21 protein-coding genes and 1 other annotated feature are annotated in these 25,841 nt (G+C 56.6%); of the genes, 9 read left to right on the top strand and 12 right to left on the bottom strand.

The window, feature by feature from the left end; genetic code table 11:
* Positions 1-81: 81 nt before the first annotated feature.
* The gene (gene ushA / locus L6R44_RS22735) at positions 82-1,734 is read right to left on the bottom strand and encodes a bifunctional UDP-sugar hydrolase/5'-nucleotidase UshA (RefSeq protein ID WP_237425492.1); all 1,653 of its coding nucleotides are present in this window, start codon (positions 1,732-1,734) and stop codon (positions 82-84) included.
* Positions 1,735-1,903: 169 nt separating this feature from the next.
* Here ushA and L6R44_RS22730 point away from each other — a divergent pair, with 169 nt between their 5' ends.
* Positions 1,904-3,106 carry an MFS transporter gene (locus L6R44_RS22730; protein ID WP_237425491.1) on the top strand — a complete coding sequence of 401 codons (1,203 nt, stop codon included), beginning with the start codon at positions 1,904-1,906 and terminating at the stop codon, positions 3,104-3,106.
* A gap of 232 nt (positions 3,107-3,338) precedes the next feature.
* Entirely contained in the window at positions 3,339-5,015 is a 1,677-nt protein-coding gene (gene ybaL / locus L6R44_RS22725) for a YbaL family putative K(+) efflux transporter (protein WP_032638567.1), read from the top strand.
* Between the two features lie 100 nt (positions 5,016-5,115).
* Here ybaL and L6R44_RS22720 read toward each other — a convergent pair whose 3' ends face one another.
* The 9 genes from L6R44_RS22720 to L6R44_RS22680 form a co-directional block, all read right to left on the bottom strand.
* Positions 5,116-6,420, bottom strand: a complete 1,305-nt coding sequence (locus tag L6R44_RS22720) for an inosine/guanosine kinase (protein WP_047716279.1) — start codon at positions 6,418-6,420, stop codon at positions 5,116-5,118.
* 62 nt (positions 6,421-6,482) lie between these two features.
* Positions 6,483-7,445 (bottom strand): ferrochelatase, encoded by a 963-nt coding sequence (gene hemH / locus L6R44_RS22715; protein WP_032638560.1) that lies wholly within the window; start codon positions 7,443-7,445, stop codon positions 6,483-6,485.
* A gap of 124 nt (positions 7,446-7,569) precedes the next feature.
* A complete protein-coding gene (gene adk / locus L6R44_RS22710; protein ID WP_006809841.1) occupies positions 7,570-8,214 on the bottom strand; it encodes an adenylate kinase in 645 nt (214 codons plus the stop codon).
* Between the two features lie 229 nt (positions 8,215-8,443).
* Positions 8,444-10,318 carry a molecular chaperone HtpG gene (htpG, locus tag L6R44_RS22705; protein ID WP_237425490.1) on the bottom strand — a complete coding sequence of 625 codons (1,875 nt, stop codon included), beginning with the start codon at positions 10,316-10,318 and terminating at the stop codon, positions 8,444-8,446.
* A gap of 110 nt (positions 10,319-10,428) precedes the next feature.
* A complete protein-coding gene (recR, locus tag L6R44_RS22700; RefSeq protein ID WP_006809843.1) occupies positions 10,429-11,034 on the bottom strand; it encodes a recombination mediator RecR in 606 nt (201 codons plus the stop codon).
* Positions 11,034-11,366: a YbaB/EbfC family nucleoid-associated protein gene (locus L6R44_RS22695; protein WP_003858972.1), complete on the bottom strand. Its 333-nt coding sequence runs from the start codon at positions 11,364-11,366 to the stop codon at positions 11,034-11,036. The genes recR and L6R44_RS22695 overlap by 1 nt, the downstream gene beginning before the upstream one ends.
* A gap of 54 nt (positions 11,367-11,420) precedes the next feature.
* On the bottom strand, positions 11,421-13,349 hold the full coding sequence (dnaX, locus tag L6R44_RS22690; protein ID WP_237425489.1) for a DNA polymerase III subunit gamma/tau: 1,929 nt from the start codon (positions 13,347-13,349) through the stop codon (positions 11,421-11,423).
* Positions 12,027-12,091 (bottom strand) — a sequence feature (DnaX frameshifting element). Its footprint overlaps the gene before it by 65 nt.
* An 88-nt stretch (positions 13,350-13,437) precedes the next feature.
* Positions 13,438-13,989, bottom strand: coding sequence for an adenine phosphoribosyltransferase (gene apt, locus L6R44_RS22685; protein ID WP_000127359.1), 552 nt, complete (start codon positions 13,987-13,989; stop codon positions 13,438-13,440).
* Between the two features lie 152 nt (positions 13,990-14,141).
* On the bottom strand, positions 14,142-14,519 hold the full coding sequence (locus L6R44_RS22680; protein ID WP_032638552.1) for a DUF454 family protein: 378 nt from the start codon (positions 14,517-14,519) through the stop codon (positions 14,142-14,144).
* Positions 14,520-14,569: 50 nt separating this feature from the next.
* Between L6R44_RS22680 and priC the strand changes: the two genes are divergently transcribed.
* Positions 14,570-15,097 (top strand): primosomal replication protein N'', encoded by a 528-nt coding sequence (gene priC / locus L6R44_RS22675; protein WP_237425488.1) that lies wholly within the window; start codon positions 14,570-14,572, stop codon positions 15,095-15,097.
* A gap of 14 nt (positions 15,098-15,111) precedes the next feature.
* Positions 15,112-15,273, top strand: a complete 162-nt coding sequence (rsmS, locus tag L6R44_RS22670; RefSeq protein WP_237425487.1) for a pleiotropic regulatory protein RsmS — start codon at positions 15,112-15,114, stop codon at positions 15,271-15,273.
* Positions 15,274-15,324: 51 nt separating this feature from the next.
* On the opposite strand, the gene mscK is transcribed toward rsmS, so the two are convergent.
* Together mscK and acrR are read right to left on the bottom strand one after the other, a co-directional pair.
* Positions 15,325-18,681, bottom strand: a complete 3,357-nt coding sequence (mscK, locus tag L6R44_RS22665) for a mechanosensitive channel MscK (RefSeq protein ID WP_237425486.1) — start codon at positions 18,679-18,681, stop codon at positions 15,325-15,327.
* Between the two features lie 113 nt (positions 18,682-18,794).
* Positions 18,795-19,448 carry a multidrug efflux transporter transcriptional repressor AcrR gene (gene acrR / locus L6R44_RS22660; protein ID WP_032638545.1) on the bottom strand — a complete coding sequence of 218 codons (654 nt, stop codon included), beginning with the start codon at positions 19,446-19,448 and terminating at the stop codon, positions 18,795-18,797.
* A gap of 140 nt (positions 19,449-19,588) precedes the next feature.
* Between acrR and acrA the strand changes: the two genes are divergently transcribed.
* The 5 genes from acrA to maa all read left to right on the top strand — a co-directional run bounded on the left by acrA (position 19,589) and on the right by maa (position 25,840).
* Positions 19,589-20,782: a multidrug efflux RND transporter periplasmic adaptor subunit AcrA gene (acrA, locus tag L6R44_RS22655; protein ID WP_023310601.1), complete on the top strand. Its 1,194-nt coding sequence runs from the start codon at positions 19,589-19,591 to the stop codon at positions 20,780-20,782.
* 22 nt (positions 20,783-20,804) lie between these two features.
* Positions 20,805-23,951, top strand: coding sequence for a multidrug efflux RND transporter permease subunit AcrB (acrB, locus tag L6R44_RS22650; protein WP_237425485.1), 3,147 nt, complete (start codon positions 20,805-20,807; stop codon positions 23,949-23,951).
* 510 nt (positions 23,952-24,461) lie between these two features.
* Entirely contained in the window at positions 24,462-24,836 is a 375-nt protein-coding gene (gene tomB, locus L6R44_RS22645) for an Hha toxicity modulator TomB (protein ID WP_020885187.1), read from the top strand.
* Between the two features lie 27 nt (positions 24,837-24,863).
* Entirely contained in the window at positions 24,864-25,082 is a 219-nt protein-coding gene (locus L6R44_RS22640; protein WP_008499287.1) for an HHA domain-containing protein, read from the top strand.
* A 206-nt stretch (positions 25,083-25,288) separates the two neighbouring features.
* Entirely contained in the window at positions 25,289-25,840 is a 552-nt protein-coding gene (maa, locus tag L6R44_RS22635; protein ID WP_237425484.1) for a maltose O-acetyltransferase, read from the top strand.
* The last annotated feature ends 1 nt before the right edge of the window (position 25,841 follow it).

Genomic DNA, 25,841 nt, shown 5'->3' with positions numbered 1-25,841 from the left:
CAAACTCAGTGACAGTTTACCCGTCTGTTGACGGGTAACTGAAGTGACTTTAAACATACAAGGGCATCAGGCCGCACAACGCTACTGCCAGCTCACCTCACCTTTCGGCTCATACGCGTTCACGTCAATCGGCGAATTCTGCTCGATAAACTGCTTCAGCACTTCCGCGTCGATAAAGCCGGTATTCACGTAGCCCGGTTTGTTATCGAGATGCGGATAGCCGTCGCCGCCGGTGGCGTTAAAGCTTAACGTCGCCAGACGGTAGGTTTTGGCCGGGTCGACCGGTTCGCCTTTGATCTTAAGATCGTTAAGCTTGCCGTCTTTCGCCACAAAGCTGACGTTGGCAAACTGCGGATAGGCTCCGGAATCCGGCTTCATCTGCGCCACGGCGGTCAGGTAGTCAATAACCTCTTTCCCGCTCATGTCGGCATAGACCACCACGTTACCGAACGGCTGCACCTTCAGGACGTCCTTATAGGCGATGTTTCCACCTTCGATAGAGTCACGAATGCCGCCCCCGCTCATCACGCCAAAGTCCGCGCCGGTGCGCGCCATCTGCGCCGCCAGCACCAGATGACCCATGTTGGTCTGCACGAAGCGAACCTTACTGCGGTCCCCCTCCAGACGACCGTTCAGCGTGCCGATTTTCACGTCCAGCTGCGCCTTGCCTTTGTTCTGGAACGGCGTCAGGAGGGAGAGCATCTGCTGGTTTTCAGCGATCTCTGGCGTGTAAAGTACGCGCTCACTTTTCCCGTCCGGATAGGTCACTTTCTTCTTCAGGTTGACCGGAATGAGCTGATAGTGCACCAGCTTCATCTCGCCGTTACGGAACTCAAAGTCCGCCCGGCCCACGTATTTGCCCCACTCGTGCGCCTGCACAATCCAGATACCGTTCTGACGGTCCGGCGCGCACGGCGTGCCCGGCACGTAGTCCACCTGCTTTTTGTTCTCCGAGGCCATGCAGACCGGATCCTGTGAGTGACCGCCCACAATCATCGCCAGCGAGCCCGCAGGCAGGCTGCGCGCCATCTCCACGTCGCCCGGTGCGTTAGAGCCGTGCTCGCCGTTGTCGTAGTGCCCCATGTGCGTGGTGGCGATAATCACGTCCGGCTTTTCGTTTTGCTGCAGCTCCTGAATCACCAGCTTCGCTTCGTCTGCCGGCTTGCGGAATTCGATATCGGTGAAGAACTCAGGGTTGCCGATTTTTGCCGTATCGTCGGTGGTTAAGCCAATCACCGCGATCTTCAGATCCTGACGCTTAAACAGCGCCCAGGGTTTAAACAGCCGTTCGCCGGTGCTTTTCTGGTAAATGTTGGCGGAAAGGAACGGGAATTTGGCCCATTTTTCCTGCTGACGCAGCACCGTCAGCGGGTTATCGAACTCATGGTTACCCACGGCCATCGCGTCGTAGCCAATCAGGTTCATGCCGCGGAAATCCGGCTCGGCGTCCTGTAAATCAGATTCCGGTACGCCGGTGTTGATATCGCCACCTGAGAGCAACAGCACGCTGCCGCCCTGGGCCGCCACCTCTTTGCGAATGCCGTCCACCAGCGTTTTTTGCGCCGACAGGCCATATTCGCCGTACTCACTGCGCCAGAAATGACCGTGGTGATCGTTGGTGTGCAGAATGGTGATTTTATAGGTTTTGTCTTTTTCATACGCCTGCGCGGGCAGGCTTACCAGCCCCCACGCCGCGATGAGCGCCAGCGCGACGCCTCGCTTCATTAACTTCATCTTCTCTCTCCCTGACCCATAGACAAAGGCAGAAATTACAGTGACTCACAATAATAGACAAATAAGTTTTCATAATTGCGACTTTCTTCAAATGTCGCAGGCGGGTATGTTAGTCGGATAATAATTACGCCCTGCATCTCTAATAACAATAGACGTGGTACTTCTCTCTATGGCAATCAGTGAATCAACCCCGGCGTCGTCGCCAAAATCGCGCACCTCCTTTAAAGTATTAGGCGCAATCAGCCTTTCGCACCTGCTCAACGACATGATCCAGTCGTTGATTCTGGCTATTTATCCGCTGCTGCAGGCCGAGTTTTCGTTAACCTTCGTGCAGATCGGGACGATCACCCTGACCTTCCAGCTGGCTTCCTCGCTGCTGCAGCCGGTGGTGGGCTACTGGACGGATAAATACCCGATGCCGTGGTCATTGCCGATCGGCATGTGCTTTACCCTAAGCGGGCTGGTGCTGCTGGCCATGGCCGGGAGTTTTGAAGCCGTGCTGATTGCCGCCGCGCTGGTGGGCACCGGCTCGTCCGTCTTCCACCCTGAGTCCTCGCGCGTGGCGCGTATGGCTTCAGGGGGGCGTCACGGGCTGGCGCAGTCGCTTTTCCAGGTCGGCGGTAACTTCGGCAGTTCCCTCGGCCCGCTGCTGGCGGCGGTGATTATCGCCCCGTACGGCAAAGGCAACGTGGCGTGGTTTGTGCTGGCCGCGCTACTGGCGATTATCGTGCTGGCGCAGATCAGCCGCTGGTATGCCGCGCAGCATCGGGTAAACAAAGGGAAACCTAAAGCGAAGGTTATCAATCCCCTCCCGCGCAATAAGGTTATCCTGGCCGTTTCGGTGCTGCTGGTGCTGATTTTCTCGAAATACTTCTATATGGCGAGCATCAGCAGCTATTACACCTTTTATCTGATGCAAAAATTCGGATTATCGGTGCAAAACGCGCAGTTCCACCTGTTTGCCTTCCTGTTCGCCGTCGCCGCCGGCACGGTCATTGGCGGGCCTGTGGGGGATAAGATTGGGCGTAAATACGTGATTTGGGGCTCTATCCTCGGCGTGGCGCCCTTTACCCTCATTTTGCCGTACGCCAGCCTCGAATGGACGGGAATTTTAACCGTGATTATTGGTTTCATCCTCGCCTCCGCGTTTTCCGCCATTCTGGTCTATGCCCAGGAGCTGCTGCCCGGCCGTATCGGTATGGTTTCCGGACTTTTTTTCGGTTTTGCCTTCGGCATGGGCGGGCTTGGTGCAGCGGTGCTGGGGATGGTTGCGGATCACACCAGCATCTTCCTGGTTTACAAAATCTGTGCTTTCCTGCCGCTTCTGGGGATGTTGACCATATTCCTGCCTGATAACCGTCACAAAGCGTGAATTACGGGTAGCCAAAGTAAAACTTTGGCTACCTGCCACCCTTATGCCATAAGGGTTTCCTCTCCATCCCTGACCTGAATTTATCAATATGCGCTTTTTTACGCGCATATTGCCGTTTTATTCAAACTTCAACAATTATTCATAAACATAAGGGCAAAAATTGTCATAAACTATTACTTGGTCTTTTGGTATTCACGCCAAAAATGGAACACTCACCGCGAAAGGAGACGGAATGCACCACGCCACACCGCTTATCACCACCATTGTTGGTGGACTTGTGCTCGCTTTTATCCTCGGCATGATTGCCAATAAACTGCGTATTTCTCCTCTTGTCGGCTATCTGCTGGCAGGTGTCCTGGCGGGACCGTTCACGCCGGGCTTCGTCGCGGATACCAAACTGGCCCCTGAGCTGGCGGAATTAGGCGTGATTCTGCTGATGTTTGGCGTCGGCCTGCATTTTTCCCTGAAGGATTTGATGGCGGTAAAGTCGATTGCCATACCGGGAGCGATCGCCCAGATAGGGGTGGCGACGCTGCTGGGGATGGCGCTTTCGGCGGTGCTGGGCTGGTCACTAATGACCGGTATCGTATTTGGGCTGTGTCTCTCAACCGCCAGTACCGTGGTGCTGCTGCGCGCGCTTGAGGAGAGACAGCTGATTGACAGCCAGCGCGGGCAGATCGCGATTGGCTGGCTGATTGTTGAAGACCTTGTCATGGTGCTGACGCTGGTGCTGCTGCCCGCCGTCGCCGGGATGATAGAAAAAGACAACGTCGGCTTTGCCTCGCTGGCGCTGGATATGAGCATTACCATCGGTAAGGTGGTGGCGTTTATCGCCATCATGATGCTGGTAGGACGCCGTCTGGTGCCGTGGATCATGTCCCGCAGCGCGGCGACCGGCTCGCGCGAGCTGTTTACGCTTTCCGTTCTTGCGCTGGCGCTGGGTATCGCCTTCGGTGCCGTTGAGCTGTTTGACGTTTCCTTTGCCCTGGGCGCGTTCTTCGCCGGGATGGTGCTGAACGAATCCGAGCTGAGCCACCGCGCGGCGCACGACACGCTGCCGCTGCGCGATGCGTTTGCCGTACTGTTCTTCGTCTCCGTCGGCATGCTGTTTGACCCAATGGTCCTGATTCATCAACCGCTGGCCGTGCTGGGCACGCTGGCGATCATCATCTTTGGTAAGTCGCTCGCCGCCTTCTTCCTGGTGCGAATGTTCGGCCACTCCCCGCGCACGGCGCTGACCATCGCCGCCAGCCTGGCGCAGATTGGCGAATTCGCCTTTATTCTCGCCGGTCTGGGCATGGCCCTGAACCTGCTGCCCCAGGCCGGACAAAACCTGGTGCTGGCAGGGGCGATCCTGTCGATTATGCTGAACCCGGTGCTGTTTGCCCTGCTGGAAAAATACCTCGATAAAACCGAGACGCTGGAAGAACAGACGCTGGAAGAAGCCATCGAAGAGGAGAAGCAGATCCCGGTCGATATTTGCAATCACGCCCTGCTGGTCGGCTTTGGCCGCGTGGGCAGCCTGCTCGGCGAGAAGCTGATGGCGCAGGGCATTCCGCTGGTGGTGATTGAAACCTCACGCACCCGCGTCGACGAGCTGCGCGAGCGCGGTATCCGCGCGGTGCTGGGCAACGCGGCGAACGAAGAGATCATGAATCTGGCGCATCTGGACTGCGCCCGCTGGCTGCTGCTGACCATACCGAACGGCTATGAAGCGGGTGAGATCGTGGCCTCCGCGCGCGCGAAGTGCCCAACGATTGAGATTATCGCCCGGGCGCACTATGACGACGAGGTGGAGTACATTACCGAGCGCGGTGCGGATAAGGTGGTAATGGGTGAACGCGAGATTGCAAATACCATGCTGACGCTGCTGGAGAAACCGCCGGTTGAAGAGGCGGTGACGGGGTAGGTTTTGTGCGGTCTGGTCCCCTCACCCCAGCCCTCTCCCCTATGGGGAGAGGGTGTTCAAGTTCCCTCTCCCCATAGGGGAGAGGGTTAGGGTGAGGGGTTTACCTGTCCCAATAAGCCTCTTCGAGGCTGTCTTCCCGTTCCGGCAGGCCACGCGTTAAGCGCGGGGAATGCTGGTTCAGCACCTGATAGCTCACGCGGTTCGCGTACTTACACACCTGCGCCAGCGACGAATAGGTCAGCCAGCTGAACTTGTGCTTGCTGGAGTTCGGCACGTTGGTTTTGTGGTAGGCGTTCGCGGTGATGTCGTGCAGCAGCGCGGCCAGCGCGCCGTCGCCCGCGCCGTTGGTGTTCATGATCTTCTCCGGTCCGCCCATATACGGGGCGATGTGGGAGTAGATCCGCAGCGGATTCACGCAATCTTTGTAGCGCATGCCGCGGCTGAACTCGTACTGGTTGAACTCGGCGATCGCGCCCGGCAGCAGCGGGTGCTGGGTTTTGCGTTTACTCTCTTCTTCCGTGAAGCCTGCCATATACAGCCCAACCGGGCCGGCGGTGCAGAGCACCAGATCTACCCAGTCCAGCGCTTTGTCAGACGCCAGCAGCGGATCGCTTTCGCCGGTCAGCGCTTCGGCCTCTTCTTCGTTCATCGCCAGAATCGAGACGTGCTCTTTCAGGAAGGCCTGCCACCATTCTGGGTTATCGGCAATCACGAATTTGGTGCCCAGCGTGAGTACCACCGGCACATCGTACTTTTTGGCGTACTCAATCGCCTTCATGGTCGCTTCCGGCATCGGCTCGCCGGGCTTGCAGCGCACCAGGTAGGAGGTCAATACCAGCGCCGAGGCGCCCGCGATGACCTCTTCCGGAATACTCTCGGCGCGCAGCTTGTTCATGTGACCCGGGCTGATGGCAAAGGTACGCTCGCCGGATTCCCCGATCAGCGTAAAGCAGCGTCCAATCGGCCCGTCAACGCCCTGAAGGTAGTTAAGATCGGTACGGCTGGAGGTGTTGCAGAGATAGCGGTAGGCATAGCCGCCGATTTCAATGTTGCTGCACATCACGCCGAGCAGCACCGAGCGGTCGTCTGCCAGCACGGAGTAGTTATGCATGGTATTGCCGATGGTGCCGCCGGCGAACTGATGGGTAATCAGATTTTCGCGCACCAGCTCCTGGTACAGCGCTTCGGCGACGTCGTCCTCAATCACCAGCGAGTGCCCGGCGCTCAGACCGTAGCGGGCGACAAACGCGTCATCCACTTTCGCTTCAATGTCCACCAGCGTCTGGTCGATACCGACGACCCACGCCGCGCTGGTTTCATTTTCTGGCTGGATTTGCTGCAGGAGCGGATCGCGGGCATCGACGGGAAAGTAGTGTTTGGATTTGCGTTTACCGGGAAATTTCATGGTCTGAACTGTGCGAAGAATATGGGCCGGGAATGGTAGCACAAACCCGGCCCCGAGTGCGATCAGCGGCTGTTCGTGACCAGCGAGACCATCATGTCGATATGCTCGGGCGAGTCGTTAAGCGCCGGAATGTACTCGTACTTTTCGCCGCCAGCCTCAAGGAAAAATTCCCGGTTTTGCACCGCGATCTCCTCCAGCGTTTCCAGACAGTCTGCCGAGAAGCCCGGCGACATCACCTGAATGTGCTTCACGCCCTTCTCACCGAGCATTTTGAGGGTTTCATCGGTGTACGGCGTCAGCCACGGCTCGCGGCCGAAGCGCGACTGGAAGGTCATCATCACCTTTTCCGGCGGCAGGCCGAGGGCGGAAACCAGTTCGCGGGTGGTATCGCGGCAGCGCTGCGGATAATCATCCCCTTCGTTAGCGAAACGCTGCGGGATCCCGTGATAGGAGAGCAGCAGCAGATCCGGCTCGCCGTGCTTTTCAAACGACGCGCGGGCGCTGTTGGCAAGCGCGTTGATGTAGAGATCGTTATCGGCGTAATCACGAATAAAGGTCACGCCCGGAATGCGGCGACGGGTCGCCAGAATGCGCGCCAGCTCGTCCCAGACGGCGGCCACCGTCGAGCAGGAGTACTGCGGATAGAGCGCCAGCACGACGATGTGGTCCACGCCCTGCGCCAGCAAGGATTCTACCGCGCTTTCCAGGGACGGTTTGCCGTAGCTCATGCCTAGCGCGACGGGCGTATCCGGCAGGCGGGCAGCCAGCGCTTTTTCCTGGCGACGGCTGTAGACCATCAGCGGCGAGCCCTCCTCCATCCAGACGGACTGATAGAGTTTGGCGACGCGCGGCGAACGAATCGGCAGAATGACGCCACGCAGCAGCGGCCACCACAGCAGCCGTGGAAAATCCACGACGCGCGTGTCGCTTAAAAATTGTCGCAGGTAGCGTTTTACCGCGTCTGATGTAGGTGCTTCTGGAGTGCCCAGATTGGCAAGCAGGATGCCGGTTTTCGCCTGACTCATTCACGCCTCTTAACCATTTGATAGGTTGTCAATTGTAGCGGAAATGCGTTTAAACGAAACCCATTGCTGTAATAGGCAAGATGAGAATATTTCTCACCCGGGGGTCCGGGTGAGAGGCGCGCAATTAGCCGAGGATTTTTTCCAGCTCTGCACGTACGTCGGCCACGGCTTTGGTGCCGTCGACTTTAGCGTATTTGGTGTTACCCGCCTGCGCTTCTTTGGTGTAGTAGCCGATCAGCGGCGCGGTCATCTGATGGTATTCCACCAGGCGCTTGCGCACGGTCTCTTCCTGATCGTCTTTACGGGTGGTCAGCTCTTCGCCGGTCACGTCGTCTTTGCCTTCAACCTTAGGCGGGTTGAATTTGATGTGGTAAACGCGGCCAGAAGCAGCGTGTACGCGACGGCCAACGATGCGGTCAACGATCAGCTCGTCCGGCACGTCGAACTCCAGAACGTAGTCCACGTTGATGCCCGCTTCCTTCATGGCGTCAGCCTGAGGAATGGTGCGTGGGAAGCCGTCCAGCAGGAAACCGTTACGGCAGTCTTCCTGAGCAATGCGCTCTTTAACCAGAGCAATCACCAGCTCGTCGGTTACCAGCTTGCCTGCATCCATGATGTCTTTCGCCTGTTTACCCAGCTCGGAGCCAGATTTCACAGCGGCGCGCAGCATATCACCGGTGGAGATTTGCGGAATACCGTATTTCTCCATGATGAACTGAGCCTGAGTTCCTTTACCCGCGCCCGGAGCGCCAAGCAGAATAATACGCATTGCGAAAATCCCCTCAAATGTCGTTTCAATTTTTCAAAAGCGCTAAACAATACCACCAGAACGGGCATCGCTCAAGGAAGGCGGGAAGGCTGAAACGGTTAACGGGGGGAGATAATTTGGGTAAGTGCGGTTGATTCCCCCTCACCCTATCCCTCTCCCCAAAGGGGAGAGGGGACGATTATACCCTCTCCCCTTTGGGGAGAGGGCAGGGTGAGGGGCAGGTGTTGAGTTACGCCAGAAGCAGCGTATTCACACGTTTAATGAACAGGTTAGGATCTTCCAGCGTGCCGCGCTCGGCCAGCAGGGACTGATCCAGCAGCAGCTCAACCCACTCGGCAAAGCGGGCGTCGTCCTGGGTATCCGCCGCGCGTTTCACCAGCGGATGATCCGGATTAAGCTCAAAGATATATTTCACTTCCGGCATCGCCTGGCCCGCGGCGGCGAACAGCTTCGCCATCTGGGTGCTCATTTCGTCAGCATCGGTGGTGACAATCGCCGGGGTATCCGTCAGGCGGTGCGTGAAGCGTACCTCTTTCACGCGATCGCCCAGCAGGGTTTTGACGCGCTCAACGAACGGCTCCAGCGCCTTCTCGGCTTCTTTCGCGCTTTCGTCCACTTCATCCGCCAGCTTGTCGATGGACTCGTCCGCTTTGGCTACGGACTGGAACGCCTTACCGTCGAACTCGGTCAGGTAGTTCATCATCCACTCGTCGATGCGGTCGGACAGCAGCAGCACTTCGATGCCTTTCTTACGCAGCAGCTCCAGGTGCGGGCTGCTCTTCGCCGCGGCGTAGCTGTCGGCGGTGATGTAGTAGATCTTCTCCTGCCCTTCCTTCATGCGGGAGACGTACTCTTCCAGCGACACGGTCTGCGCGGAGGAGTCGGCGTGCGTAGAGGCGAAGCGCAGCAGTTTAGCGATGGTTTCAACGTTCGCGGTGTCTTCTGCCGGGCCTTCCTTCAGCACCAGGCCGAACTGTTTCCAGAAGGTCTGGTATTTTTCCGCATCGTCCTTCGCCAGTTTTTCCAGCATCTGCAGCGCGCGTTTGGTCAGGGCGTTGCGCAGGTTACGGGTGACGGTGCTGTCCTGCAGAATTTCACGCGAGACGTTCAGCGGCAGATCGTTGGAGTCTATCAGACCGCGCACAAAGCGCAGGTAGTTCGGCATGAACTGCTCGGCGTCGTCCATGATGAACACGCGCTGCACGTACAGCTTCAGGCCGTGCTTGTGATCGCGGTTCCACATGTCCCACGGCGCCTGTGCCGGGATGTACAGCAGGCTGGTGTACTCCTGCTTACCTTCCACACGGTTGTGGCTCCAGGTCAGCGGGTCGGTAAAGTCGTGGGCGATGTGCTTGTAGAATTCGTTGTACTCGTCGTCTTTAATTTCAGACTTGTTGCGCGTCCACAGCGCCTGCGCCTTGTTGATTTTCTCCCAGGAAACGACGGTTTCACCGTCTTTCTCTTCCTGTTTTTCAATCTCAACCGGCAGGGCAATGTGGTCGGAATATTTGCTGATGATGGAGCGCACGCGCCAGTCGTTCAGGAAATCGTCTTCGCCTTCACGCAGGTGAAGAGTGATCTCGGTGCCGCGATCCGCTTTGGTGATGTCATCAACGGTGTACTCACCTTCCCCTTTAGATTCCCACAGCACGCCGTTCTCCGCGCTGTCGCCCGCCGCGCGGGTGCGCACGGTGACTTTGTCCGCCACTATGAACGCCGAGTAGAAACCGACGCCGAACTGGCCGATGAGCTGGCTGTCTTTCGCCTGGTCAGAGCCCATGGACTCGAGGAACGCTTTGGTGCCGGATTTGGCGATGGTGCCGAGGTGGTCAATCACCTCGTCGCGGTTCATCCCGATACCGTTATCGGCGATGGTCAGAGTGCGGTTCTCTTTGTTGAACGAGACGCGCACGCGCAGCTCGCCGTCGCCTTCGTACAGATCCGGGTTAGACAGCGCGCGGAAGCGCAGCTTGTCCGCCGCGTCCGAGGCGTTGGAAATCAGCTCACGCAGGAAGATTTCTTTGTTGGAATACAGGGAATGGATCATCAGGTGCAGAAGCTGTTTTACTTCTGACTGGAAACCACGGGTTTCTTGTCCTTTCATCTAAGTCGACCTCAACAATGCCATTTAATGGGGTTGTAAAACGTTGAGTGAGAGATGGGGATAAGGGGGGGAATTTTCAAGCGGAGGCCGCGCGCGCAGCCTCCGTTTGGTCAGAAAATAATCTTGTGACGTCCGGCCAGAGAGTGCGACAGCGTGGTGCCGTCGACCATTTCCAGCTCGCCGCCCACCGGCACGCCATGGGCGATGCGGCTGGCGTCAACGCCGTACTGCGCGCACAGCTCGGCGATGTAGTTGGCGGTTGCCTCCCCTTCCACCGTCGGATTGGTGGCGAGGATCACCTCCTTGATGGTTTCGGACTCAAGACGCTGTTCAAGGCGGTCAAGACCGATATCATCAGGGCCAATACCGTCCAGCGGGGAGAGATGCCCCATCAGCACGAAGTAGCGGCCGGAAAACTGCCCGGTTTGTTCGATGGCGTAGATATCCGCCGGACTCTCCACCACGCAAATCTGGCCGTTTTCCTGACGGCGCGGGTTCGTACAGATGTTACACACGTCCTGCTCGGTAAAGGTGCGGCAATCCGCACAGTGACCAATTTCCGACATGGCGCGGGTCAAAGCCTGCGCCAGGCGCATCCCGCCGCTGCGGTCGCGCTGCAATAGCGTAAACGCCATGCGCTGCGCCGACTTCGGGCCAACGCCCGGCAGGCAGCGCAGTGCTTCCATTAACTGCGTGAGCAGCGGACTGGTTTGCATCAGAACGGCATCTTGAAGCCCGGCGGCAGCTGCATGCCGCTGGAAACGGAGGCCATTTTCTCTTTCTGGGTTTCGTCGATACGGCGAGCGGCATCGTTAAACGCGGCAGCAACCAGATCTTCCAGCATCTCTTTGTCGTCTTCGAGCAGGCTCGGGTCGATTTCCACGCGACGGCAGTTGTGCGCGCCGTTGATGGTCACCTTGACCAGACCGGCACCGGACTCACCCGTGACTTCCAGCTGAGCGATCTCTTCCTGCATCTTCTGCATTTTTTCCTGCATCTGCTGAGCCTGCTTCATCAGGCCACCCAGACCGCCTTTTCCACCAAACATAGGCTTCTCTCTTCTTTCACGTTTAAGGATTACAACCGTAAGTCAGACTCACGATCAAATGGGGCGAATACTCTCTTCATCCAGATCGGCGTCGAAGAACCGGCGCAGGGTCTGAATGTTGTTATCCGCAATAATCGCCTCGCGCGCCTGCGCGAGCTTCTCTTCATAAATGGCCTGGCGCCACTCGAGCGGCGTTTTCACTGTCGGATTATCATCTTCAATGATAGTCAATTCAACCGGCGCACCCTGTAAAGCGGCGAGCGCCTCGGCCAGCACCTTTTGCGCGCCAGGGGAATTAAGGTGCCGTTGACCCGGGCGCAGGTGCAGACGCACCTGATTGCCGTCCTGCTCTTTCCAGGCGTTCAGCGCAACCTGCTCAACCAGCTTCGGCAGCTGGAGTTTGCTGACCTCGGCGGCCCAGGCGTCGCGCGCAATGGACTCTTCGGCAAGCTTTGCGGAAAGCTCCGGCGTTTTCTCATGCTCCAGCGCCTTTTTCAGCGCTTTCGGCGTGGCGACCTCTTCCTTCACCGTGTCGACAACGGTGGTCGCCTTCCAGCGGTAAGCCTCTTCTTTCACCGGGGCTTTCTGCTCGAGCGCGGACGGTGCCGGACGCGACTGTACGCGCTCCGTTACCGAGGCCAGTCGTTCAAGCGCGGCGTTGTTCACCGGCCGCGCTCTTCCTGGCGCTGCCGGTTCACTCTTTTTTGGTTTGGTTACTCCCTGCGCACGCTGCAGCTGGCTGCGCGCGGCAAGCACCGAACTGGTGGCATCCGACAGCGGCACGTTTTGCTGCGGTGGCGGCGTCGGCTGCTGAGGCACCTGCTGCGGCGACATCACCGCCGTCGGGGCGACCGGGGCAAATGACTGGCGCGGCACGTCCGGCTCCGGCAGCGGCATGCGCGGGTGGAACGCCAGCGCGCGCAGCAGCGTCATTTCTACGCCCATACGCGGATCCGGGGCAAACGGCAGCTCTTTGCGGCCAATCAGCAGCGTCTGGTAGTAAAGCTGCACGTCGGCAGGCGGCACGGTGCGGGCAAGCTCGCGCATCCGCTGTTCAATGGCGGCCATATCCGCGCCAATCGCCGACGGAGAAAGCTGGAGCATCGCCACGCGGTGCAGCAGGCTGAGCATTTCAACCAGCAGCCCTTCCCACTCAATACCGCGGGCAGCGGCCGCGTTCACCTGCGACATCACGCGTTCACCGTTAGCGGCAATCATCGCTTCGATAAGCGACAGCGCCTGATCGTCATCCAGCGTGCCGAGCATGGTGCTGACCGCCTCGGTGGAGAGCTTGCCGTCACCGCTGGCAATCGCCTGGTCGGTCAGGCTTAGCGCATCGCGCAGGCTGCCGTCCGCCGCGCGGGCCAGCAGCTGCAGGGCGCGCGGTTCGTGGACAATCTTCTCTTCATCAAGAATGTGCTCAAGCTGCGCGCGGATCTGTTCGACATCCAGCGCCTTCAGATGGAACTGCAGGCAGCGTGACAAAATGGTGACCGGCAGCTTTTGCGGATCGGTGGTCGCCAGCAGGAACTTCACGTGCGCGGGCGGCTCTTCCAGCGTTTTCAGCAGGGCGTTGAAGCTGTGGCGCGACAGCATGTGCACTTCATCGATCAGGTAGACCTTGAAGCGGCCACGCGCCGGGGCGTACTGCACGTTGTCGAGCAGATCGCGGGTATCTTCCACTTTGGTGCGCGAGGCGGCGTCGATCTCGATCAGATCGACAAAACGCCCCTGCTCGATCTCCCGGCAGTTATCGCACACGCCGCACGGCGTGGCGGTGATCCCGGTTTCGCAGTTGAGACCTTTTGCCAGCAAACGGGCAATAGAGGTCTTGCCGACGCCGCGGGTGCCGGAGAAAAGATAGGCGTGATGGATGCGACCTAGCGACAAGCCGTTCGCCAGGGCCGTCAGCACATGTTCCTGACCGACAACGTCAGCAAAGGTTTGTGGTCGCCATTTACGGGCTAACACCTGATAACTCATGGGCAGGCTCTGCAACGCTGGAAGGTGAATTTATGGAGGGGAATGCTATCACAACCTCACCCATTGAGCGAGGTTGTGAAAACCGGGATTAATGACCCGGGAAAGGCACCAGGCTGTAGCTGGTGATGCCCTGTTTTTCCAGACGCTGTTCACCGCCGAGATCGAACAGGTTGATGATGAAGGCCGCGTCGGTCACTTCCCCACCCAGACGGCGGATCAGCTTCACGGTCGCTTCAATGGTGCCGCCGGTTGCCAGCAGATCGTCCACCACCAGCACTTTGTCGCCAGGCTTGATCGCGTCAACGTGGATCTCAAGCTGATCGGTGCCGTACTCCAGCTCGTAGCTTTCTGCGATGGTTTCGCGCGGCAGCTTGCGCGGCTTACGCACCGGCACAAAACCCACGCCCATCGCCAGCGCAACCGGTGCGCCGAACAGGAAGCCACGGGCTTCGGTACCTACTACTTTGGTGATCCCGGCGTTTTTATAACGCTCGACCAGCAGTTCAATGCTGAGCGCGTACGCTTTCGGGTCTTCCAGCAAGCTGGTGACATCACGGAAAAGAATGCCAGGCTTTGGATAGTCCTGGATGCTTTTGATGCTGTTTTTCAGATATTCAAGCTGCTGTGCAGTTGCGGTCATCGGTTTGTGCCTAAATGAAACAGTGTTACTCACGGCGCGCAACGTAGTGGGTAAAGGCAACAATTGTTTAACCTTTAACCAGGCGCGCCTGTGCTCGAAAACGGTCGAATTTACTGGCTGTACGCAATAATTGCAACAGCCATTATGAGGCTTCAGTGCTTTTGTTGCTTTTCATCAACCACGGGGATCCGCCACATGAAGATAAGCAGGCAGGTCAGGATGACCAGCAGCAGGATCCGCACCCACATCATTTTCACCAGCCATAATGAAATGGCGAAGGTGATGAGGATCACCGCGATCGCGCGCGGCTTCGCCCCGGGCGGCATGGCCCGGTGCTGTTGCCAGTGCCGCAGATAGCCGCCAAACCATGAGCGATAGAGCAGCCAGTGGTGAAAGCGCGGAGACGAGCGGGCGAAGCACCAGGCCGCCAGCAGGATAAACGGCGTGGTCGGCAGCAGGGGCAAAACCACGCCCAGCGTGCCCAGCACTACCGCCAGCCAGCCAATGATGATTAAAATAGTACGCTGCATAATGCGAATCGTTATCAAACTGAACGGCTACTTTACCACTGGAGAGCGTCTTGAAAACAGCACTGCTTCTTGAGAAGCTGCAAAATCAGCTGATTGCTCTGCGGGCGCAGGCGACGCCGCTGATGGGGCACGCCACGCTGAAACCGCGCTTTGACCGGCAGCTTTTTCGCACCCGCAGCACCGTATTTCAGGATTACCTTGCCGAAGCGCAGACCAACCTCGACGAGCTTAGCCATGCGGTTGAGAATAAACAGCAGGAACAGGTGGCGTGGCTTGCCGAGCATCTCACCGAGCAGATCATCGCCCTGCATCGCGAAATCGCCGCCTGGCCGCTGCGCGCCTGGGACAGCGCCTCGCCGGGGCTCGGCAAATGGCAGCGCAAGCGGCTGGAGAACCAGGAGTTTGAGCGCCGACTGTTTGAGATGAAGCGCGAGCGCGAAGTGCGGCTGAACAACAGCGAAACGCTGGAAGAGCAGCAGCTGTTGATGCGCGAGATTAGCGCGCTGGAAGGACGCATCGTCCGCTGCCGTCAGGCGCTGGACGAGATTGAACGCGTCATTGGACGTTTGACCCGCTAACAGGAGCCACACCCATGTCACTGGAAAATGCACCCGATGAGGTCAAGCTGGCCGTCGATTTGATTATGCTGCTGGAGAATCATGAGATCCCGACGGAGACGGTGCTGAAGGCGCTGGAGATTGTGCGGCGGGATTTTGAGGGGAAACTTCCCCCTCACCCCGGCCCTCTCCCCTGAGGGGAGAGGGTAAAAGCAAAAGCAGACCGCACCAGATTATTCCCTCTCCCTTCAAGGGAGAGGGTTAGGGTGAGGGTCATCACCCTTAATCTCGCGCTTCACTTCCGTATGCTCATCACCTTTCTCGTTGCGCAGGTGAACCTCAAGCTGGTTGAAGGCGATATTGATATCGTTTTCACGACACAGGCGATCGATAGAGCGGTTCAGCTCATCCACCGTGTAGCTGCGGTCGCGCAGCTCGCGCACGTATAAACGCAGCTCGTGATCCAGCGTGCTCGCGCCAAAGGTGGTGAAGAAGACCGCCGGAGCCGGATCGTGCATCACTTTCGGATGCTCAGACGCCGCCTTGAGCAGCACCTCTTTCACCTTATCCAGATCCGATCCATAGGCTACGCCCAGGCGGATCACCACGCGCGTCACCGTGTCGGAAAGCGACCAGTTGATCAGACGCTCGGTCACAAACGCCTTGTTCGGGATGATCACCTCTTTGCGATCGAAATCGGTAATCGTGGTGGCACGAATGCGGATCTTGCTGACCGTTCCCGAGAACGTGCCGATGGTAACGGTATCGCCGATACGCACCGGGCGTTCGAACAGGATGATCAGGCCGGACACGAAGTTACCGAAGATCTCCTGCAGGCCAAAACCCAGACCGACCGACAGGGCCGCCGCCAGCCACTGCAGTTTATCCCACGAGACGCCCAGCGAACCGAATACCGTCATCGCCCCAACAATAATGATGACGTAGTTAAGGATCGTGGTAATGGCGTACGACGCCCCCTGGCGAAGATTCAGACGCGACAGGAGCAGCACTTCAAGCAGGCCCGGCAGGTTGCGAATCAGCGCCCAAGCCACCACCGACGACACCAGCGCAAACAGCAGGCTGCCCATGGTCACGCTTTTCATGACCGCCGCGCCCGCTTCGGTTCCGTTGTATTGCCAGAGCGTAATACTGTCGAGATAGGCGAAAACGGTAATAAGATCGGACCAGATAGCCCAGAACATCACGGCAAACAGGGCGATCATCACCAGCATGGTGATGCGCAGCGTCTGCTGGTTAACCTGTTCCAGCGCGATGGTCGGCTCTTCCTGCGGCTCCGCGCCCTCGGCCCCCTCTTTCACCTGATGCTGACGACGCGCGATGGCGCGGCGATAGGCAATACGGCGGGCCGCCACGCTCAGGCCGCGCAGCACGGTCTGATAGAGCAGGTTCCAGACGATCACCAGATAGACCGTTTCAATCCAGCGCCCGGACAGGCGCAGCGTGGTATAGAAGTAGCCCGTTGCCGTCAGCACCATCAGCGCCAGCGGAATGATCGCCAGCACCGTCACGGTGGCCAGGCGAATATTGTGGGACTCTTTATCACGCCAGCTGTCGCGGCACATCGGCCACATCAGGATCGCAATCAGCAGCAGGTTCAGCAGGATGACCAGCTGGCCCAGCACGTCATCCATCAGATGCAGCGGGGAAAGCTCGGAGACAACTGACCAGAAGTGCAGCGGCAGGAGCGCCAGGCTGATGCGCACAATCTGACGCCGCCAGTGGCTGGTCAGCTGCGCCGGCATGTTGAAATGACGCACCGCCACGCCGTCTTTTTCCAGCACCTTCCAGCACAGGCCAAACACCAGCCAGAACACTGCCAGTTTTTTGCTGAACGCCCACAGCAGATCGCTGACGTTGAGCTGCATGGTGAGCAGAATCAGGCCCACGGCCAGAATAATCAGGCACACCGGCAGGGCGCGAATCAGGTCGATCAGAATCGCTTTTGGCGTATGGAGCTGGCTGTCATTGCGCAGCTGACCCACTTCGGAGGCCAGCTTCGCCTGGTACTGTTTAAGCCATTTCAAACGCCAGCGAATCATCCCCGCAATGAGAAGCAGCGGTAAACCGGCCAGCAAAGCAATCATTACCGCAGGCCAGGCTTTCTCCCAGTTCACGGTAATTTTCATGCTCTTGATCTGCGTTTTCAGCGTCTCAGGGAAGGATTTAATCCAGTCCCAGTCCATCGGCTTGTTGCTGTTCACCCAGAAAATCTGCTGGGTCAGGATCTCCTGCAGGCTTTTCGAGACGCTCACCAGCTGCTGCTGGTTGATCTGCAGGTTGATGGCCATCATCAGCTGGTTACCCAGCTGTTTGTTGAGCTGGTCCAGCAGCTCGCGACGCATATCGACAACCTGGAGCAGCGCGTCGTGCACTTCCGGATTCACGTCGCTGGAATGCCCTTCCTCAATTTTGGCGACAAAGGTATCGCTCTGGAAAAGGGCATCGCGCTGCTGGTTGACGTCAAACTGTTCCAGACGTAAATCCGCAATGCGGTTGGTCATGTCCTCCAGCTCGTCGGCGGACGGGAGCGTCTGCTGCTGCTGGTAGAGAATACGCGACAGCAGGAGGCTGCCTTTCAGGACCGCGATCTGCTCTTTGATGTTGCGCTCCGCCTGCAGCGCGCGATCCAGCCAGTTCTTCACTTTGATATTTTGCTGAACCAGCGAGTTACCGTTTTCCGTCGCCAGTATCAGGCGCTGGCTAAGCTGGTGGTTGGCCTCAAGCTCCTGCTTCACCAGCGGATTGGCCTGAATGCGGGCGGTTTCGTCAGGGGATACGGCTTCCTGGGCGGTTTTTTCCGTTAGCGTCAGGCGCTTGCTGTTGACCGCTTCCTGCAGCAGCTGAAGCTGGTGTTCCAGACGGTTAATGTTCGCGGTGACGTAATCACGCTGCTTCTGCAGCGTATCCTGCAGCACCGTATTCCCTTCCAGGCTTTTACGCTGCTGATCAATCTGCGCGTTGAGCAAGGTCTGCTGAACCAGCAGCAGGGTTTGCTGCGTCGGACGTAGCGTTCCCTCTCCTACCGTTGTGCCGTTGAGGCGGTTGCGGATCTGCTGCAGCTGCTGAGACGCGGCGTACATCGCATTTTGCACGCGCTCGGGCTGGGTCTGCAGAGAGACAAGCTGGCTGTTATAGGTGGCGAGATCGGACTGCGCGGTTTGCAGGTCGTCGAGCAGTTGTGCGACGCGCGACTCAAGCTGGCGTAAGGAGAGCGTGGCGAGCGTTTTGCGCGTTTCGTCGTCGTTATCAACGTCACTCAGGGCATTCAGCGATTCCGTCGCTTTACGCATGTTTTCAGGAGCCTGCGCCACCTTCTGGCGAAGCTGGGTGGTTTCAGCTTTGACGCGTTCAATTTTATCCAGCGTTTCCAGCGTTTCCGTCAGATCCTGCTGGGTGAGTTTCTCCTGAGGCGAGAGCTCTTTTTGCTTGTTCAGCGAGTCGAGCTGCGACTGAACATCGGCGCGCGAGGGAATATCATTGCTGTTATCGGCGCGGGCCCAGGTCAGCGGCGCCGTGGCGAAGAAAAACAGCATCGCAAGGAGCAATGCAAAAACAGGATGTTGCGAGCGATTGATGGGCAGCATAGTTGTGAATGATGTCAGAAGATGACCGAAAATAGTCCGGCGTGAAGAATATCACGCTCGCCGAAAGCAGAATAGCGCGAACGTTACCCTCTGAGATAAATCCTGGAGAGGGATCAGGCCGTTAGCGAAGGCGCGTCGTTGCGCAGCGTGGGGCAGAGCTGCAGCATCTCCAGTAAAATCGCCACGTAGCTGCGGGCTTCTTCTTTGAGATCAAAGGATTGTGGCGCGAAAAGCCAGTTTTCCATCAGGCCTGAAATGTAGCTGCGCATCAGGATTGCCGCCCGACGGGTCATGAGGTTGGCCGGGAGCAGTTTGGCCTGCATGCACTGATTGAGGTTCTGTTCGATACGGTCATAGCTTTCCAGGCTGAGGCTGCGTTGCGCCTGCTGCACCACCGCCATTTCGCCCACGAACTCGCATTTATGATAAATAATTTCCATCATTAATCTGCGACGTTCTTCAACTACCGTCGCTTCAAGGATATATACTAATATTTCTCTTAATACTGAGAGTGGATCGTCAGGGAATTTTGCCCGATACTCACTCTCGAGATCGCTAATGCTGGACTCTGAAAGCTCCCAGATTTCACTGAACAGATCTGACTTGTCCTTAAAATGCCAGTAAATCGCGCCCCGCGTCACACCGGCAGCCTGAGCAATTTGTGCCAGCGAGGTAGAAGAAACACCCTGCTGCGAGAACAAACGTATTGCCACATCAAGTATGTGTTGTCGGGTTTCAAGCGCTTGTTGTTTAGTTTTTCGTGCCATAGGTGGGTGAATTTACAGGAGTCAGATTTACATACATTTGTGAATGTATGTACCATAGCATGACGATAATATAAACGCAGCAATGGGTTTTAGACTCAGGACCCTTGATCAATTTGAAATCGGACACTCGAGGTTTACATATGAACAAAAACAGAGGGTTAACGCCTCTGGCGGTCGTTCTGATGCTCTCAGGCAGCTTAGCGCTAACAGGATGTGACGACAAACCGGCTCAACAAGGAGCTCAGCAGGCGCCAGAAGTAGGCGTCGTGACGCTCAAATCTGAACCTCTACAAATCACCACCGAATTACCAGGCCGGACAAATGCTTACCGTATTGCGGAAGTACGTCCTCAGGTTAGCGGCATTATCCTGAAGCGTAACTTCACCGAAGGCGGTGATGTGAAGGCCGGTGAGTCTCTGTATCAGATTGATCCAGCAACCTATCAGGCATCGTATGAAAGCGCGAAAGGCGACCTGGCGAAGGCGCAAGCCGCAGCCAAAATCGCCCAGCTGACGCTGAACCGCTACCAGAAACTGCTCGGTACTAAGTACATCAGCCAACAGGATTACGATACCGCCCTGGCAGATGCACAGCAGGCTAACGCGGCCGTAGTGGCAGCGAAAGCGGCCGTCGAAACCGCGCGCATTAACCTGGCCTATACCAAAGTGACCTCCCCTATCAGCGGTCGTATTGGTAAGTCTTCCGTCACGGAAGGCGCACTGGTGCAGAACGGTCAGACCACCGCGCTGGCGACCGTGCAGCAGCTCGATCCGATCTACGTTGACGTGACGCAGTCCAGCAATGATTTCCTGCGCCTGAAACAGGAGCTGGCTAACGGCACCCTGAAACAGGAAAACGGCAAAGCCAAAGTGGAGCTGATTACCAACGACGGCATCAAGTTCCCGCAGGAAGGTACCCTGGAATTCTCTGACGTGACGGTTGACCAGACCACCGGTTCCATCACCCTACGTGCGATTTTCCCGAACCCTGACAAAAATCTGCTGCCGGGTATGTTTGTTCGCGCGCGTCTGGAAGAAGGTACCAACCCAACCGCACTTCTGGTTCCACAGCAGGGTGTGACCCGTACGCCACGCGGCGATGCGAGCGCGCTGGTTGTCGGGGCTGATGACAAAGTCGAAACGCGCAATATCACCGCCACCCAGGCGATTGGCGATAAATGGCTTGTGACGGAAGGTCTGAAAGATGGCGATCGCGTGATTGTTACTGGTTTGCAAAAAGTTCGTCCTGGCGCGCAGGTTAAAGCACAGGAAGTGAAGTCTGACGATAAACAACAGGCTTCGGCCGCTGGCCAGTCAGAACAAACCAAGTCTTAACTTAAACAGGAGCCGTTAAGACATGCCTAATTTCTTTATCGATCGCCCCATATTTGCGTGGGTGATCGCCATTATCATCATGCTGGCCGGGGGACTTGCGATCCTGAAGCTGCCTGTCGCGCAATATCCAACGATTGCGCCACCGGCGGTGACCATCTCCGCAACCTACCCGGGGGCTGATGCGAAAACGGTACAGGACACCGTCACCCAGGTTATCGAACAAAACATGAACGGTATCGATAACCTGATGTACATGTCCTCAAACAGTGACTCCACCGGTACAGTGCAGATCACCCTGACCTTCCAGTCAGGTACGGATGCTGACATTGCGCAGGTTCAGGTGCAGAACAAACTGCAGCTGGCGATGCCGCTGCTGCCGCAGGAAGTACAACAGCAGGGGGTGAGCGTCGAGAAATCGTCCAGCAGCTTCCTGATGGTTGTCGGCGTTATCAACACCAACGGCACCATGACGCAGGAGGATATTTCCGACTACGTGGGCGCCAACATGAAGGACGCCATCAGCCGTACTTCCGGCGTGGGTGACGTGCAGCTGTTCGGTTCCCAGTACGCGATGCGTATCTGGATGGATCCGAATAAGCTGAACAACTTCCAGCTGACCCCGGTTGACGTGATCAGCGCGATTAAAGCACAAAACGCCCAGGTCGCAGCCGGTCAGTTAGGCGGTACGCCGCCGGTGAAAGGCCAGCAGCTTAACGCCTCGATCATCGCGCAGACCCGTCTGACCTCTGCCGATGAGTTCAGCAAAATTCTCCTGAAAGTGAATCAGGACGGTTCGCAGGTTCGCCTACGCGACGTGGCGAAAGTTGAGCTGGGCGGCGAGAACTACGACATCATCGCGAAGTTCAACGGTAAACCGGCTTCCGGTCTGGGTATTAAACTGGCGACAGGCGCTAACGCCCTGGACACCGCCACGGCGATCCGCGCAGAGCTGAAGAAGATGGAACCTTTCTTCCCGTCAGGTCTGAAAATCGTTTACCCGTACGACACCACGCCGTTTGTTAAAATCTCGATTCACGAAGTGGTTAAAACCCTGGTTGAGGCGATTATTCTCGTCTTCCTGGTAATGTACCTGTTCCTGCAAAACTTCCGCGCGACGCTGATCCCAACCATCGCCGTGCCGGTTGTTCTGCTCGGGACCTTTGCGATCCTGTCGATATTCGGCTACTCGATAAACACCCTGACGATGTTCGGGATGGTGCTCGCCATCGGCCTGCTGGTGGATGACGCCATCGTGGTGGTAGAGAACGTCGAGCGCGTCATGGCGGAAGAAGGTCTGCCGCCGAAGGAAGCGACCCGTAAGTCAATGGGCCAGATCCAGGGCGCGCTGGTCGGTATCGCGATGGTGCTGTCGGCGGTATTTATTCCGATGGCCTTCTTCGGGGGCTCAACCGGTGCAATTTACCGTCAGTTCTCGATTACCATCGTTTCCGCGATGGCGCTGTCGGTGCTGGTCGCGTTGATCCTGACGCCTGCGCTGTGTGCCACCATGCTGAAGCCAATTCAGAAAGGCGGTCACGGCGAGCATAAAGGGTTCTTCGGCTGGTTTAACCGCATGTTTGATAAGAGCACGCACCACTACACCGACAGCGTGGGCAACATCCTGCGCAGCACCGGTCGTTACCTGCTGCTCTATATCATCATTGTCGTCGGCATGGCCTATCTGTTCGTTCGTCTGCCAAGCTCTTTCCTGCCGGATGAAGACCAGGGCGTGTTCCTGACGATGGCGCAGCTTCCTGCAGGTGCTTCGCAAGAGCGTACCCAGAAAGTGCTGGATGAAGTGACGGACTACTACCTTACTAAAGAGAAAGCGAACGTTGAGTCCGTGTTTGCGGTTAACGGCTTTGGCTTTGCGGGTCGTGGCCAGAACACCGGTATCGCCTTCGTTTCTCTGAAAGACTGGTCTGAACGTCCGGGCGAAGAGAACAAAGTTGAGGCCATTACCGGTCGTGCAATGGGCACCTTCTCGCAGATTAAGGATGCTATGGTCTTCGCCTTTAACCTGCCAGCGATTGTTGAACTGGGTACCGCGACCGGCTTCGACTTCCAGCTGATTGACCAGGGCGGTCTGGGTCACGAAAAACTGACGCAGGCGCGTAACCAGCTGTTTGGCGAAGTGGCCAAGCACCCTGACCTGCTGGTCGGCGTACGTCCAAACGGCCTGGAAGATACCCCGCAGTACAAAATCGATATCGACCAGGAGAAAGCCCAGGCGCTGGGCGTATCCATCAGCGACATCAATACCACGCTGGGCGCGGCCTGGGGCGGTAGCTACGTTAACGACTTCATCGACCGCGGTCGCGTGAAGAAAGTATACGTGATGTCAGAGGCGCAGTACCGCATGCTGCCAAACGACATCAACAGCTGGTTCGTGCGCGGCAGCAATGGCCAGATGGTACCATTCTCGGCATTCTCAACGTCACGCTGGGAATACGGTTCGCCGCGTCTGGAACGCTATAACGGTCTGCCATCCATGGAGATCCTCGGTCAGGCCGCGCCGGGCCGAAGCACCGGTGAAGCCATGAACCTGATGGAAGAGCTGGCAAGTAAACTGCCTGCGGGTATCGGCTATGACTGGACCGGCATGTCCTATCAGGAACGTCTGTCCGGAAACCAGGCCCCTGCTCTGTACGCCATTTCACTGATTGTGGTGTTCCTGTGTCTGGCGGCACTGTATGAGAGCTGGTCGATTCCGTTCTCCGTTATGCTGGTGGTACCGCTCGGGGTTATCGGTGCGCTGCTTGCGGCAACGTTCCGCGGGCTGACCAATGACGTTTACTTCCAGGTAGGCCTGCTGACAACCATTGGCCTGTCGGCGAAGAACGCGATACTTATCGTTGAATTCGCCAAAGATCTGATGGAGAAAGAGGGTAAAGGCCTGATTGAGGCGACGCTTGAGGCGGTTCGTATGCGTCTGCGCCCAATCCTGATGACGTCACTGGCGTTTATCCTCGGCGTACTGCCGCTGGTTATCAGCTCAGGTGCAGGCTCCGGCGCGCAGAACGCGGTAGGTACGGGTGTGATGGGCGGCATGGTTACCGCGACCGTACTGGCTATCTTCTTCGTTCCGGTGTTCTTCGTGGTGGTTCGCCGCCGCTTTAGCCGCAAGAATGAAGATGTTGAACACAGTCATTCGGTAGAACCTCACTGATACCGGTTTCACATGATAAAAAGGCCGCATTAGCGGCCTTTTTCTTTTTCAGAAAAAATCATAAATTACGCTTATTGTCGCTCTATTTATTTTCTGCCATCTTAATTAGACATATCATAATTAACTGATAACTTAATCGGTGAATTTAGGATTTTTTTAATTTCATTTCCCCGCTTAAGCGATTAGGAATATTCCTAATAAAAAGTTCTTACAAAGAAAAGACTGAATCCGAACTTTTCTCATCATTTTTGCTAAACCAATGAAACGTAAGGAAGCGATAAAACGCGCGCATTAATTGGGTTAACAAAGTTGAGTTCAGGATGCCCCTTTGCGTACATGCTCGCAGTCTGCGGTTTTATTTGTAATTTTTCGTAATAGCGCGGTGAAATCCAGGAAGGAGTGGCTTATAGTTAGGTTATCAGGAACACAGCGCTCATGTAGCTAAGTCAGTTGTATCCATCCCGACAATGATGTTCGGTGAGTAAGAAATCACTCAAAAGGGGATGCGCTATGGACGAGTACTCGCCAAAAAGGCATGATATCGCGCAGTTGAAATTTCTCTGCGAATCCTTGTACCATGACTGCCTTGCCAATCTTGATGAAAGCAACCATGGCTGGGTAAACGACCCAACGTCTGCCATCAATTTACAGTTGAATGAGCTGATAGAGCATATCGCAACCTTCGCACTTAATTATAAAATTAAGTACAATGAAGATAATAAGCTCATTGAGCAAATTGATGAATACCTGGACGACACCTTTATGTTGTTCAGCAGTTACGGCATTAACGCCCAGGATTTGCAAAAATGGCGTAAATCGGGAAACCGGCTATTCCGCTGTTTCATCAACGTGAGCAGAGCTAACCCGGTTAGTCTTTCCTGTTAAAATTATTACAATTACTAAGGTGAATTTATGTCTGATAAACCACTCACAAAGATCGATTATTTGATGCGCTTACGACGTTGTCAGTCAATCGACACGCTCGAGCGCGTCATTGAAAAGAATAAATACGAGCTTTCTGATAATGAACTGGCGGTATTTTATTCAGCCGCTGACCATCGTCTGGCTGAACTGACCATGAATAAGCTGTATGACAAAATCCCTACATCTGTATGGAAATTTGTCCGTTAATCGTTGAAGAGTGTCTGTAGAGTTCTACGCCACGTTCTCCGTTTTTTACCTATCCCGTTATGCTCCCTGTGCTCAGGCCAGGTATCCATGTAAAACGCGTTCAGCAGCAGCAATGTTGTGACGCCAGTCACATCGGCTTTTCGGGAACGTTCCCCTCCTGGCCTGTTCCGATTACTCTGCGGTAATCCCATCCAGCGAGGTTTCCAATGAGCTTAGAAAAACAGAAAATGATTGCCGGTGAACATTACCGCCCCGGCGATGAGACGTTACGGGCAGACCGACTGCGGGCCCGCCATCTGGTTTACCGCTTTAACCACACCGCGCCTGATGAAAAAACAGAACGCCAGAACATTCTGGCGGAACTGCTGGGCAAAAGCGAAGGCGCATATATAGAACCGAGCTTCCGCTGCGACTACGGATATAACATTTATCTCGGTAAAAACTTTTACGCTAACTTCGACTGCGTAATGCTGGACGTCTGCCCCGTTCATATTGGCGATAACTGCATGCTCGCGCCGGGTGTTCATATTTATACGGCAACCCATCCGCTGGACGCGGAGGAACGCAACAGCGGCGTGGAGTTTGGAAAACCGGTCAGCATTGGCAATAACGTCTGGATAGGTGGTCGGGCGGTCATTAACCCTGGCGTCACCATTGGTGATAATGTGGTGGTGGCCTCCGGCGCCGTGGTGACGAAAGACGTCCCGGCTAACGTCGTCGTGGGGGGCAACCCGGCAAAAATCATCAAAACGCTGTGAG

The organism is Enterobacter cloacae complex sp. ECC445, from assembly GCF_021892025.1.
GTDB lineage: Bacteria > Pseudomonadota > Gammaproteobacteria > Enterobacterales > Enterobacteriaceae > Enterobacter > Enterobacter chengduensis.
This window is presented reverse-complemented; position numbering and strand designations above follow the sequence as displayed.

Bases quoted from the DNA above. Each gene is read 5' to 3' on its own strand.
- hemH (WP_032638560.1), bottom strand. From the start codon at position 7,445: ATGAGTCAGGCGAAAACCGGCATCCTGCTTGCCAATCTGGGCACTCCA.
- htpG (WP_237425490.1), bottom strand. From the start codon at position 10,318: ATGAAAGGACAAGAAACCCGTGGTTTCCAGTCAGAAGTAAAACAGCTT.
- maa (WP_237425484.1), top strand. From the start codon at position 25,289: ATGAGCTTAGAAAAACAGAAAATGATTGCCGGTGAACATTACCGCCCC.
- acrR (WP_032638545.1), bottom strand. From the start codon at position 19,448: ATGGCACGAAAAACTAAACAACAAGCGCTTGAAACCCGACAACACATA.
- ushA (WP_237425492.1), bottom strand. From the start codon at position 1,734: ATGAAGTTAATGAAGCGAGGCGTCGCGCTGGCGCTCATCGCGGCGTGG.
- recR (WP_006809843.1), bottom strand. From the start codon at position 11,034: ATGCAAACCAGTCCGCTGCTCACGCAGTTAATGGAAGCACTGCGCTGC.
- ybaL (WP_032638567.1), top strand. From the start codon at position 3,339: ATGCACCACGCCACACCGCTTATCACCACCATTGTTGGTGGACTTGTG.
- L6R44_RS22730 (WP_237425491.1), top strand. From the start codon at position 1,904: ATGGCAATCAGTGAATCAACCCCGGCGTCGTCGCCAAAATCGCGCACC.
- acrA (WP_023310601.1), top strand. From the start codon at position 19,589: ATGAACAAAAACAGAGGGTTAACGCCTCTGGCGGTCGTTCTGATGCTC.
- apt (WP_000127359.1), bottom strand. From the start codon at position 13,989: ATGACCGCAACTGCACAGCAGCTTGAATATCTGAAAAACAGCATCAAA.
- mscK (WP_237425486.1), bottom strand. From the start codon at position 18,681: ATGCTGCCCATCAATCGCTCGCAACATCCTGTTTTTGCATTGCTCCTT.
- dnaX (WP_237425489.1), bottom strand. From the start codon at position 13,349: ATGAGTTATCAGGTGTTAGCCCGTAAATGGCGACCACAAACCTTTGCT.
- L6R44_RS22720 (WP_047716279.1), bottom strand. From the start codon at position 6,420: ATGAAATTTCCCGGTAAACGCAAATCCAAACACTACTTTCCCGTCGAT.
- adk (WP_006809841.1), bottom strand. From the start codon at position 8,214: ATGCGTATTATTCTGCTTGGCGCTCCGGGCGCGGGTAAAGGAACTCAG.
- L6R44_RS22640 (WP_008499287.1), top strand. From the start codon at position 24,864: ATGTCTGATAAACCACTCACAAAGATCGATTATTTGATGCGCTTACGA.
- acrB (WP_237425485.1), top strand. From the start codon at position 20,805: ATGCCTAATTTCTTTATCGATCGCCCCATATTTGCGTGGGTGATCGCC.
- rsmS (WP_237425487.1), top strand. From the start codon at position 15,112: ATGTCACTGGAAAATGCACCCGATGAGGTCAAGCTGGCCGTCGATTTG.
- L6R44_RS22680 (WP_032638552.1), bottom strand. From the start codon at position 14,519: ATGCAGCGTACTATTTTAATCATCATTGGCTGGCTGGCGGTAGTGCTG.
- L6R44_RS22695 (WP_003858972.1), bottom strand. From the start codon at position 11,366: ATGTTTGGTGGAAAAGGCGGTCTGGGTGGCCTGATGAAGCAGGCTCAG.
- tomB (WP_020885187.1), top strand. From the start codon at position 24,462: ATGGACGAGTACTCGCCAAAAAGGCATGATATCGCGCAGTTGAAATTT.